We start from the raw sequence: 10536 nt of genomic DNA, 5'->3' as shown, positions 1-10536 counted from the left end.
GGGTCAAAGAGCTTGAGCAGGAGAACCGAGAATTCAAGCGTGCCAACGAAATACTGAAACGCGCGGCGAGTTTCTTCGGGGCGGAGCTGTACGCCACGAGGCGCTGGATGTATCGGGAGGTGGTGAGAGACCGTCGCTGTCGGGCCGTCGCAGCGGCCTGATGAAGCGTCGGGGCAGCCGATCGCCGGGAACGACGGTGATGGGTGGCAAGCGGCCCCGAGAAGGCGAGCCGTGCTGGTACTGCCAGACGGTGCGGGCTCGTTGAGCAAGGTCAGAAGGTGCAGCGCCAGCGAACCAGTGCCAGACGCTCCGTAACCCCGAAGCCGGCTCCAACCTGGCGAATATGGGCCGGTCTGCAGTGCACGACCTCGCCGGTGGTGGGGTCGACTCCGAAGCCGTTTAGTTCCATCGGTGGGGAGGCCACGGTGAAGGCCTGCGGCGTAACCGTGGCGATGCTGCCGGAGTAGAGCTGGGCACCTCCCTGACCAACCGATGATCTGGTGAACGTGGGAACCACCCCGCAGAACCGTTCATCTCGGCCCGGCAGCCAGCCGGGCCGGGGTGTGAAGACTCCCTGTTCGGAGTCAAGGAACCGCATCAGGGTGGGGCGGAGGCCTCGTAGTAGTCGCGGGCGGTCACGTGCCCTGCCGCGGAGACCGAGAAAGGCGGTCACAGGGCGAAGGGGGCCAGCAAGACATGCAGTGCGGGAACTGGAAAATCAGGAGGGATAGATGTCGCCGGTGAATACCGACGAACTGGAGTTGGCGCTGATGATGGCGCGGCAACGGGTACTGAAGATCCAGACCAAGCTGCACCGTTGGGCTCGCGATGATCCTCATCGCCGGTTCGACGATCTGTTCAACCTCGTTGCCGATCCCGCCTTTTTGCTGGTGGCCTGGGATCGGGTGAGCGGAAACAAGGGTGCCGCTACGGCCGGGGTGGATCGGCGCACGGCGTCGTCCATCGCCGCCGGGCAAGGTGTCGAGGCGTTCCTCGACGAACTACGGTCCAGCGTCAAGGACCGCAGTTTCCATCCGCTGCCGGTCCGCGAGCGGATGATCCCGAAGGGCGGCGGTAAGCTACGCCGTCTGGGGATTCCGAGCGTGGCCGACCGGGTGGTCCAGGCATCGTTGAAGTTGGTGCAGGAGCCGATTTTCGAGGCGGATTTCTTGCCGTGTTCCTACGGCTTCCGTCCGAGGCGCCGAGCTCATGACGCGGTGGCCGAAGTGCGTTACCTTGCAACGCGTCCCAGGGTTACGACTGGGTTGTCGAGGGCGACATCAAGGCCTGCTTCGACGAGATCGACCACAGCGCCCTGATGGGGCGGGTACGTCGACGAGTTGAGGACAACCGTGTGCTGGGTTTGGTGAAGGCGTTCCTGAAGGCGGGCATCCTCACCGAGGCAGGCCTGCTGGAGGACAGCACCGCGGGAACTCCGCAGGGTGGAATCCTCTCGCCGTTGTTGGCGAATGTGGCGTTGTCGGTGCTCGATGAACACATCGCCGTTCTGCCGGGTGGCCCGGCGACCGGCTCAGTCGAGCGTGCTCGACGACTTCGCCAGGGGCAGCCGAACTTCCGGCTGGTTCGCTATGCCGACGACTGGTGTCTGATGGTGCGGGGCACCAAAGCCCACGCCGAGGAACTACGGGAGGGCATCGCCGCCGTGCTATCGACGATGGGGCTTTCTCTGTCACCGGAGAAGACCCTGATCACCCACATCGACGAGGGGCTGGACTTCCTCGGGTGGCACATCCAGCGCCGCCGCAAACGGGCACCAGCCGAAGCTATGTTTATGTGCATCCGTCCACCAAGGCCGTGTTGGCGGTCAAACGGAAGCTCAAGACGCGGCGCCGAACAGTCGAACCGACTCAGTCGCTTGATGACCTGCTGCGCCGCATCAATGCGACCCTGGCAGGCTGGGCGGGCTACTTCAAGGCCGGGGTGTCCTCGGCGACCTTCTCCTACCTCAGCCACTACACGTGGCAGACGGTATGGCGGTGGATGCGCCGAAAACACCGCAAATCGACCTGGAAGCAGCTTCGCCGCCGCTACTGCGGCGGCGGCTGGTGGCCAGCCACCGAGGAACGCGTGCTGATCGACCTCGAGAAGATTCGGTACCACTCGTTACCGCTACCGCGGTTCGGTGATTCCCTCGCCCTGGCCACTCACCGATGAGGACATCAATACAGCAGCCTGACCGGGTCTTGTGGAGAGCCCGGTGCATTGAAAGGTGCACGCCGGGTTCGGGAAGCGGCCCGGGAAAACGGAACAACCCCAACAGTTGTCCGCGTCCCCCGGGCCGACTTTCACCGACCGCCAACACAAGAAATAGTCGCCTTCATCGACATGCACCGCGAGGAGTTCGGGGTCGAGCCCATCTGCACCGTCCTGCGCTCTGCAGGGGTGTCGATGGCCCCGAGCACCTACTACGACACCAAAACCCGGGCACCGTCGGCACGCGCCCAACGCGATGGTGTCCTCACGCCGGTGCTGGTGGGGCTCTGGGAGGACAACTACCGCGTCTACGGGGCCCGCAAGCTGTGCAAAGCAGCACGCCGGGCTGGCCACGACATCGGTCGTGACCAGGTCGCTCGACTGATGCGGGCGGCCGGGATCGCCGGAGCCCGCCGCGGCAAACGGGTGCGCACCACCAAACCCGCTCCCGGAGCGCCACGCCATCCTGACCTGGTAGGCCGCGACTTCACCGCCACCGCACCCAACCAGCTGTGGGTGACCGACCTGACATTCGTGCCGACCTGGGCCGGCGTGGCGTACGTGTGCTTTCCGGTCGATGCGTTCAGCAGGATGATCGTCGGGTGGCGAGTCGCCAGGCACATGCGCACCTCCATGGTGCTCGATGCGATCGAGATGGCCCGGTGGTCGCGCGGAATCATGTTGCCGGGCTTGACATGTCACTCCGATACCGGGTCCCAATTCACCTCGATCCGCTACGGCGAGCGGCTCGCTGAGATCGGCGCGGTGCCCTCGATCGGAAGCATCGGGGACAGTTTCGATCATGCTCTCGCGGAGACGGTAAACGGTTACTACCAGGCCGAGTTGATCTACGGGCCCGCCCGCAGCGGGGCGTGGAAGACCGTCGAGGACGTCGAATTGGCCACCTGGGCTGGGTCCACTGGCACAACACCACCCGCCTACACGGCTACCTCGACGACCTCCCGCCGGCCGAGTTCGAAGCCGCGTTCTACGATGCCCAACAGAGCGGCCAACCCCTGGTCGAAATCCAATACTCCGAGCCTCCGAGCTAACCAGGGCGATTCAATTGATTCTGGTGCAGTAGTTGCCGATACTGGTCAGGAGTTGGTCGGCGGTCTTGGTCCAGATGTAGGGGCGCGGGTTGTCCTTCCAGGTGGCGATCCATCCCAGGATGTCAGAGTTGAGTTGCCGGACTGAGGTGTGCGTACGGCGACGCAACTTTTGGTGGTTAGTTAGCTCAGAAAACCAGCGCTCGACGAGGTCGAGCCAAGATGAGCTGGTTGGGGGTGAAGTGCGGCACGAATCGAATCCTGTTTGTGCGCAGCCAATCCGAACGCTCGCCACACTCGCGAGACCATCGACTGGCTCAACCCCAGGGGCTCGGCCATCGAGCGGGTCGACCAATGCGTGGCACCCGATGGAGTGGTCTCCAACGTCGCAGTGATCAAGTCCTTTATTCGCTCATCGGCGACCACCGGGGGCCGGCCAGGCCGCGGCTCGTCCAAACTCAGGAACGCACAAGTCGTGCGATAGCCGCGGAGGCTTCGGCCAGCTTCACGTCCGCCTCTGTTCCTCCTTCGGCGATTGCTTGGCTCACGCAGCTGTCAAGGTGGTCATCGAGCAGGTTCAACGCCACTGAGCGCAAAGCGCTGCTGGCCGCGCTAATTTGCGTGAGGATGTCGATGCAATACTTGTCCTCATCGATCATCTTCGCTATGCCGCGGACTTGGCCCTCGACTCTGCGCAGGCGTTTGGCATAGCTGTCCTTATTGGCCGCATATCCAGTCGTGGTTTTCACCTGAACTCCCAGAATTTTGGTCATCGGGTTGTTCTGTGCATTGCCGCGTGCTGAGCATGGTCGGCCACCAATGACACTCTCGGTGGCCACTATAACCCGGGGGCCTGAGCTTTTTGGCATCCCCAGCCAACCGGTCGTTAGTGTGCGCTTGTCGGGGCGGGCTCCGCCAGGCGCCGGGCAAATCATCAGCTTCAGCCAGCACGATGGCGTTTGGGGTCAATTAGCTGATGGAACAGCCCTCCTGATCACCCACCGGTGGTTGAGCTGACCAAAATTGGCCAGAGATTCCGACTCGCCGAAACGGTTCAGTCAACGCAGGCGCGGTTGTTCCTCGTCGAGGGGATTCGGCCAGGTAAATTCTGCGGAGTTCAGTTGCAAACCGAGTTCACGATTCTCCCGCCGCCGAGCCTGTTCAGCGCGTCTTGTTCCGCCGCTTGACGTGAGAGACCTGTTCCACCTTGGAAATTCGAGCCGTCGGAGGCGACAGCGCCGCAGAGATTGAAGCTGATGATCACTCTGCAATCATTTTCACCGCACTGTTCCAGTGCGACTCGTTCTGCTTGAGCTTTGACCTGGTAGCCCCGCGATGTGCCCCACGCGCCGGTCCTTGGAGAGTAAGCGATCGCACCGTAACGCATCACATGAGGGACGGGCATTTCCGCTGCCATGCCCATCTCGGCCATCGCGGCACGGTCGAGGTTGGCGCTTACCTGGGGAACCAACGGAAGCACCATGATCATCAGCCCCGCTGTTGCACCCAAGCTGACGGCTGCAAAAGCCACTTGCTGCCAGCGTTTCTTCATCATTTTCCTAACCCCTTTCTGAGGTCCGTCGCGGCCGGAGTCGGCTCAGGCCAACTTCGAAGTGATTCCATCCAGAGGCAAATCGTCGATGCTGCAGCAGTTTTGGCGCGCTACGGACGGGGCGTCGGCTGTGGTGTCGGCGTTGCCGTTTGAGGAGTGTCCATCGAGCCTCCCGGGCCCATCGTGCCGGGTCGCATGCCGCCGCCGGAACCCATCATCGGACAGCTGCTTTCATCCGCGCCGCCGGAGACTCGGTGCCCGTTGGGGCCATCTGTGGCTCGGCCCAAAAAGAACCCCCAGAAAAAGATCACGGTCACGATGAAGACCACACCGGCGGTGATAGCCACCACGGACCAGATTTGATCCGCCCGGCTGGGTCGACCAGAGTGATCGGAATAGCCAGGCTGTGCTGTCGCGGCCGGCGGCTCGCTGGACTCAGTTGTTTGCGTCATGCTGAGCGATTCTGACATAGAATACCCTTGGGGGGTAGGGACCAAAGTCACAAGGCAGCGGCCTAACTGCCCACAACGCGTCAGTCCACCCGGGTGCGAGGCTGGATGCGCTTGAGTTTCCCCGCTTCACCGAAGACCACCTGGGATGTCTCGGCCAGGCAGGGTGACCTCGTCGAAGCGCAAACAACTTCCGGCTCGCACTCAATCGCGGCAGACCCTACATCTCACATTGCGCAGCGGCAGCAATATCGCCAGCAGAATCTGCCGCACAACTTATTGGCTAGTCCGTTCCCATCGATGCCAGCGCTCCCAGCGCACCCAGGGCATCAAGTGTTTCGGCTGCATTCGGAGTGGCTTCGGGGTCGACGATCCATTGCAACATCAGGCCGTCGCAAACAGCCATCAGCACCGAAGCGATGGCGGCCAGGTTCTGTGGCGCCGTCAAGCCCACGTCATCCAGGTGCTGGGTCGCCAATCGAACCGCGGATTCGCGCACGCTCGCGTATCCCGCCGCGAGTCGTTCCCTTAACTCCTGTGACCGAAGGGCCGGCGCGTAGGACTCGACGCATGCGTGCACTGACGACCGTAGCCCGGCGAACGAATCGATGGCCGCGCGCAGGATCGCGGCCAGCTGGTCGCGGGGCGCCAGGCCCGCAGCCGCCTCGAATGCCTGCTCGACGCGCTGGTTCCACATCCCGAAACACTGGCTCAACGCCGCATTGACGAGCGCCTCCTTGCTGCCGAAGTGGTAGTTGATCGAGGCCACGTTTGCCCCTGCCGCTTTCGCGATGTCGCGTGACGAGGTTGCGGCATAGCCTTGCTCGGCAATGCACGTCAGAGCGCCCCTGAGTAGGCGGTCTTTGCTACTCGTGTCATCGGCGGCGTCTTGCATGCAACCACCATACCTGGTAAACAAACGTTTGAATAAAACATTCGTTTACGTGCCCGACGCCGTGGACGCGAGGAGGCATCAATGGGATCGCCGCATCCGCCAGGTCCGCGATGGCCCGCGGCCGTGCAAAGCGTGCTGTTCCAGCGCCACCGTTCGTGGTTTCTGCCGGCTATGGCCCGTCGCTACGGAGATGTTTTTTCGCTGCGAGTTCCGCCCTATGCCGACCACCTGGTGGTGTTCCACCGACCCGAACACATCAAAGAAATCTTTGCGGCCGACCCGCATGACCTCCACGCCGGCAAAGGCAACCAGATCCTCGGACCGGTGATGGGCGAGCATTCGGTGCTGCTCACCGACGAAGCGGAGCACGCCCGTGCCCGGCGCCTGTTGATGCCGGCGTTCAACGGTGCGTCGCTGCGTGGCTACCGCAGCTTCGTGGCAAGCCTGGCTCGCGCCGAGATCGACCGGTGGAAGCCGGGCACGGAACTTCGGGCGCTGGATCGTATGAACGAACTGACCCTCGATGTCATCATGCGGGTCGTGTTCGGTGTTACCGATGCTCGCACTCGCGATCAGCTTGCGCCGAGGCTGAACAGGATCGTCGACATCAGCCCGATCATTCTGCTCGGCTGGGTGTTCCCGATGCTGGGCCGTTTCGGACCGTGGAAACGATTCCGCCACAACCAGAACGAGATCGATGAGGTGCTATACGTCGAGATTGAGCGCCGTCGCCGAGCGGCCGACCTGAGCGAGCGCAGCGACGTGCTGTCCAGGCTGCTCCAAGCGGGTCACCAAAGCGATGACGCGCCCCTCACCGACACCGAGCTGCGTGATCAGCTGGTGACACTACTGCTGGCGGGACATGAAACCACCGCGTCAGCCTTGGCGTGGACGCTGCATGAGCTAGCCCGCCATCCCGACGTCCAGCACCGTGCCCATCTTGCCGCCCGTGACAACGACGACACATATTTGGAAGCCGTGCTGAAAGAAGCTATGCGACTTCATCCCGTGATCGCATCCACCGCACGCAAACTCACCCGCGACCAGGTCATTGGTGGCTGGGATCTACCGGCGGGCACTGTCGTCAACACCTCCATTCTGCTGGCTCACCAGCGCCGGGACAGCTACCCCGACGCACACACGTACCGGCCCGACCGATTCCTTGAACACGAGGTCGCACCCAACACCTGGCTACCGTTCGGGGGCGGCGTCCGCCGCTGCATCGGTGCCGGATTCTCACTCATGGAGGGCACCACGGTCCTGCGCGAAATCCTCACTCGTTACATCCTTGCCCCTTCTGTCGGTAACGGGACGGAACGCGGGCGAGTACGCAACATCACCAATGTGCCCAGGCAGGGGGCTCGCATTGCCGTCGCTCCGAGACCCTCAGTCGCCCAAGGTGCGCCGGAGCTGCTGCGAAATACCCATCAACACGAGCGATAAGGGAATGGGAATGGTCAACACACAAGATCGCACCGAGCGCTGGCATCGATACTGGGACAAGAAGTCCCGTTCTTACGACCGCGAAATGCGGTTCATGGAGCGCATGCTGTTCGGGGACTCCCGCAACTGGGCGTGTTCGCAAGCCAACGGCGACGTCCTTGAAGTCGCAGTTGGCACGGGGCTGAATCTGCCCGCATATCCGCCCCATGCGAGGTTGACCGGAATCGATATCAGCGAAGAGATGCTTGCGATCGCTCGCGCCCGTGCCCGCGAGCTTGGTCGCGAAGTTGAATTGCGACAAGGTGATGCTCACGATCTTGGGTTCATCGACGCCGCATTCGACACGGTGGTATGCACCTTCGGGCTGTGTGCAATACCTGACATTGACACCGCACTCGACGAAATGACCCGGGTGTTAAAGCCCGGCGGGAAGCTGATCCTGGTTGACCACATCGTCAGCTCATCGCGCATCGCCCGGGGGGTGCAGCGCGCGCTGGAAGTCGTTACGGTCCCGATGGCCAACGAGCATTTCTTGCGACGGCCGCTCGCCAAAGTGGCCGAGCGCCCATTCGTCATCGAACGCTCGGAACGGTTCAAGCTCGGTCTCATCGAGCGCATGGTCGCCCGTAAGAGCGTTCGCGGCTAACCCCAACGGCGCCACGACCAATCGAACACAGCACAGCGGGCCGATGCCGCTTGCGCTGGAAAGTGACCTAACCGCTGCCGCGCGGCGTTTGGCAGGTCGCAATGGCCACACCGACCGACTACTTGTCATTCCGCATTCCGGGTCTTGCTGTGCAAGTTGCTTCGTGGGCGGCGGTACACTAGCTTCTACGATATTCCAAGGATAGTTGGATAATGACATGGCCGGAAAGCCCTGAGACCCGGTCGAAGGCCGAGTTCCTTCGCACGTGAGCGGACCGTGGCGGCCGCCGCGACGGAGAAAGCTCTCTTCGGTGCAACTCAATTAGGAAGCAGCAGAAGCAGGAGACGATGATCACTCCCAGCAGTTCCCATGGATTGTCGACCCGAAGCGTTCATGCCGGGGATCGTCGTGATGCTCAAGGCGCAATCCATCCGCCTATCTATCCTCATTCGACGTTCGCCTTCGCTACGACTTCTGATCTGCTTGATGTCGTCGAGGGCCGCACAGCCGGAAATCTTTACACGCGCTACGGCCTCAACCCCACGATCTCTGCCTTGGAAACCAAGCTCGCCGACTTGGAGGGCAGCGAACACGCGTTAGCGTTTTCCGCTGGTATGGCGGCCGAAGCTGCCACCTTCCTAGGGCACGCGCGATGCGGCGAGCATATCGTCTGCATCGGTGACGTATACGGCGGCACATTCGAATTGCTAGGCGACAATCTGCCGCAGCTCGGGATCACCACCACGTTTCTAAGAGCTGACGAAATCGATTCCCTGGCTACGTCTTTGACCGAGAATACGCGCATCGTGTTTCTGGAAACCCCGTCAAACCCCACCTTAGATGTCGTTGACATCGCCGCGATCGCCGATAAGGCACGCGCTGTCGGGGCCTTAACGTTGGTGGACAATACATTCGCCACGCCGGTCAACCAGAATCCTTTGCAGCACGGCGCCGATCTAGTCGTGCACTCGGCAACCAAGTATCTGGGTGGACATTCCGACCTGACCGCGGGGGCGTTGATGGGGTCAGCCGATCTGCTGGCCCCGGTACGGTTGTGGCGCAAGAACCTTGGTCAGATGATCGCTCCTGAGGTCGCGTCTCAGCTTGCCCGCTCGATTCGGTCGTTGCCGGTACGCGTGCATCGACAAAACGACACCGCTGCCGAAGTGGCCGCCTTCCTGAACACCCACCCACAAGTAAGCCGTGTCAACTATCCCGGCCTAGCGACAGGCCCGGCCAAAGTGGTTGTCGACAAGCAGATGCGCGGCGGCGGCGGCATGCTCAGCTTCGTTCTGGATGCCACCGCAGAACAAACCGCCGCGGTCGTCGACCGCCTGCGACTGTTCTCGATCGCGCCCAGCCTGGGCGGGGTAGAGAGTCTGGTCACTCAGCCCATCACCACCACCCATCACGGACTGACCCCCCAAGAGCGGGCTCAGCGGGGCATCAGTGACGGCATGATCCGCTTGTCGGTCGGATTGGAAGATGCCGACGACCTCATCGCCGACCTCGCCCACGCACTGGACGGTGAGTCGCTGTTGTCGTGACACGGCCAACCTTTGATGCGTGACAGGAGAGGAGGTCTCACCGCATGCCGCACGAACAGTCCGATCTATGCGCATTGCAGCGCCAACACTGGCAAGACACTTATCGAGCGCACCCCGACATGTACGGGTCTGCGCCGTCAGCGCCGGCGGTGTACGCAGCGAACCTCTTCAAGGCGACTGGCGCCAAGCGACTCCTAGAGTTGGCGGCCGGTCACGGCCGCGATGCCGTGTACTTCGCCAGACAGGGCTTCACGGTGCTGGCCATCGACTTCAGCGATGTTGCGATCGAACGAATCCGACAGCTTGCCGAAACTCAGAGCGTAGCGGCGCAATTGTCGACCATCGTGCACGATCTGCGCGAACCCCTTCCCCTGAAAAACCACGCCGTCGATGCGGTGTTCGCGCACATGGCGTTGTGTATGGCCGTGTCGACGAAGGAGATACAGGCCATCGTAAGTGCGGTCCGGCGCGTGCTGCGGCCAGGCGGAATATTCGTTTACACCGTGCGCCACACCGGCGACGCCCACTATGGTTCCGGAAACGCATACGGAGACGATATTTTCGAGCACGGTGGCTTCGTTGTGCACTACTTCTCCCGACAACTGGTCGATGCTTTGGCCGAGGGCTGGACGCTCGACGACGTTTATGCCTTCGAAGAAGGGGACCTGCCTCGTCGGCTATGGCGAGTCACCATGACGAAATCTCACTGAGCAGTACCCCACCCGAATCCTCCGGGGAAAT

Annotated in this window: 10 protein-coding genes, 3 pseudogenes and 1 other annotated feature; of the genes and pseudogenes, 8 read left to right on the top strand and 5 right to left on the bottom strand. The window is 62.2% G+C overall.

Annotation, left to right across the window (positions count from 1 at the left end; all coding sequences use genetic code 11):
* Window positions 1-271: 271 nt before the first annotated feature.
* A complete protein-coding gene (locus tag ACX9NE_RS24815) occupies window positions 272-598 on the bottom strand; it encodes a hypothetical protein (protein WP_459365249.1) in 327 nt (108 codons plus the stop codon).
* Window positions 599-731: 133 nt separating this feature from the next.
* Between ACX9NE_RS24815 and ACX9NE_RS24810 the strand changes: the two genes are divergently transcribed.
* The 4 genes and pseudogenes from ACX9NE_RS24810 (at window position 732) to ACX9NE_RS24795 (ending at window position 3266) form a co-directional block, all read left to right on the top strand.
* The gene (locus ACX9NE_RS24810; RefSeq protein ID WP_459365248.1) at window positions 732-1319 is read left to right on the top strand and encodes a hypothetical protein; all 588 of its coding nucleotides are present in this window, start codon (window positions 732-734) and stop codon (window positions 1317-1319) included.
* A pseudogene (locus tag ACX9NE_RS24805) lies at window positions 1280-1693 on the top strand (reverse transcriptase domain-containing protein); the annotation flags it as partial. The gene ACX9NE_RS24810 and the pseudogene ACX9NE_RS24805, both read left to right, overlap by 40 nt.
* A gap of 50 nt (window positions 1694-1743) precedes the next feature.
* Window positions 1744-2175, top strand: a complete 432-nt coding sequence (locus ACX9NE_RS24800) for a group II intron maturase-specific domain-containing protein (protein ID WP_459365247.1) — start codon at window positions 1744-1746, stop codon at window positions 2173-2175.
* Window positions 2176-2223: 48 nt separating this feature from the next.
* Window positions 2224-3266: pseudogene (locus ACX9NE_RS24795) on the top strand (IS3 family transposase).
* Window positions 2287-2418 (top strand) — a sequence feature (AL1L pseudoknot). It overlaps the preceding pseudogene by 132 nt.
* A 10-nt stretch (window positions 3267-3276) precedes the next feature.
* On the opposite strand, the pseudogene ACX9NE_RS24790 reads toward ACX9NE_RS24795, so the two are convergent.
* The 4 genes and pseudogenes from ACX9NE_RS24790 to ACX9NE_RS24775 form a co-directional block, all read right to left on the bottom strand.
* Window positions 3277-3758 (bottom strand): annotated as a pseudogene (locus ACX9NE_RS24790) (IS630 family transposase); the annotation flags it as partial.
* The gene (ricR, locus tag ACX9NE_RS24785; protein WP_459364388.1) at window positions 3722-4036 is read right to left on the bottom strand and encodes a copper-sensing transcriptional repressor RicR; all 315 of its coding nucleotides are present in this window, start codon (window positions 4034-4036) and stop codon (window positions 3722-3724) included. The gene ricR and the pseudogene ACX9NE_RS24790, both read right to left, overlap by 37 nt.
* 344 nt (window positions 4037-4380) lie before the next feature.
* On the bottom strand, window positions 4381-4815 hold the full coding sequence (locus ACX9NE_RS24780; protein WP_459364387.1) for a DUF4189 domain-containing protein: 435 nt from the start codon (window positions 4813-4815) through the stop codon (window positions 4381-4383).
* Between the two features lie 732 nt (window positions 4816-5547).
* Entirely contained in the window at window positions 5548-6159 is a 612-nt protein-coding gene (locus ACX9NE_RS24775) for a TetR/AcrR family transcriptional regulator (RefSeq protein WP_459364386.1), read from the bottom strand.
* Window positions 6160-6240: 81 nt separating this feature from the next.
* On the opposite strand from ACX9NE_RS24775, the gene ACX9NE_RS24770 reads away from it, so the two are divergent.
* The 4 genes from ACX9NE_RS24770 (at window position 6241) to ACX9NE_RS24755 (ending at window position 10505) form a co-directional block, all read left to right on the top strand.
* Window positions 6241-7602, top strand: coding sequence for a cytochrome P450 (locus ACX9NE_RS24770; protein WP_459364385.1), 1362 nt, complete (start codon window positions 6241-6243; stop codon window positions 7600-7602).
* A gap of 10 nt (window positions 7603-7612) precedes the next feature.
* Entirely contained in the window at window positions 7613-8248 is a 636-nt protein-coding gene (locus ACX9NE_RS24765) for a class I SAM-dependent methyltransferase (RefSeq protein ID WP_459364384.1), read from the top strand.
* Between the two features lie 347 nt (window positions 8249-8595).
* Complete coding sequence (locus ACX9NE_RS24760) at window positions 8596-9795, top strand: trans-sulfuration enzyme family protein (RefSeq protein ID WP_459364383.1); 1200 nt, start codon at window positions 8596-8598, stop codon at window positions 9793-9795.
* 44 nt (window positions 9796-9839) lie between these two features.
* A complete protein-coding gene (locus ACX9NE_RS24755) occupies window positions 9840-10505 on the top strand; it encodes a class I SAM-dependent methyltransferase (RefSeq protein WP_459364382.1) in 666 nt (221 codons plus the stop codon).
* Window positions 10506-10536: the final 31 nt, after the last annotated feature.

Source organism: Mycobacterium sp. ML4 (assembly GCF_054515735.1).
This window is presented reverse-complemented; position numbering and strand designations above follow the sequence as displayed.

Excerpts from the sequence above, each read along its gene's own strand:
- ACX9NE_RS24770 (WP_459364385.1), top strand. The coding sequence starts at position 6,241 with ATGGGATCGCCGCATCCGCCAGGTCCGCGATGGCCCGCGGCCGTGCAA.
- ACX9NE_RS24775 (WP_459364386.1), bottom strand. The coding sequence starts at position 6,159 with ATGCAAGACGCCGCCGATGACACGAGTAGCAAAGACCGCCTACTCAGG.
- ACX9NE_RS24755 (WP_459364382.1), top strand. The coding sequence starts at position 9,840 with ATGCCGCACGAACAGTCCGATCTATGCGCATTGCAGCGCCAACACTGG.
- ACX9NE_RS24760 (WP_459364383.1), top strand. The coding sequence starts at position 8,596 with ATGATCACTCCCAGCAGTTCCCATGGATTGTCGACCCGAAGCGTTCAT.
- ACX9NE_RS24780 (WP_459364387.1), bottom strand. The coding sequence starts at position 4,815 with ATGAAGAAACGCTGGCAGCAAGTGGCTTTTGCAGCCGTCAGCTTGGGT.
- ACX9NE_RS24810 (WP_459365248.1), top strand. The coding sequence starts at position 732 with ATGTCGCCGGTGAATACCGACGAACTGGAGTTGGCGCTGATGATGGCG.
- ACX9NE_RS24765 (WP_459364384.1), top strand. The coding sequence starts at position 7,613 with ATGGTCAACACACAAGATCGCACCGAGCGCTGGCATCGATACTGGGAC.
- ACX9NE_RS24815 (WP_459365249.1), bottom strand. The coding sequence starts at position 598 with ATGCGGTTCCTTGACTCCGAACAGGGAGTCTTCACACCCCGGCCCGGC.
- ricR (WP_459364388.1), bottom strand. The coding sequence starts at position 4,036 with ATGACCAAAATTCTGGGAGTTCAGGTGAAAACCACGACTGGATATGCG.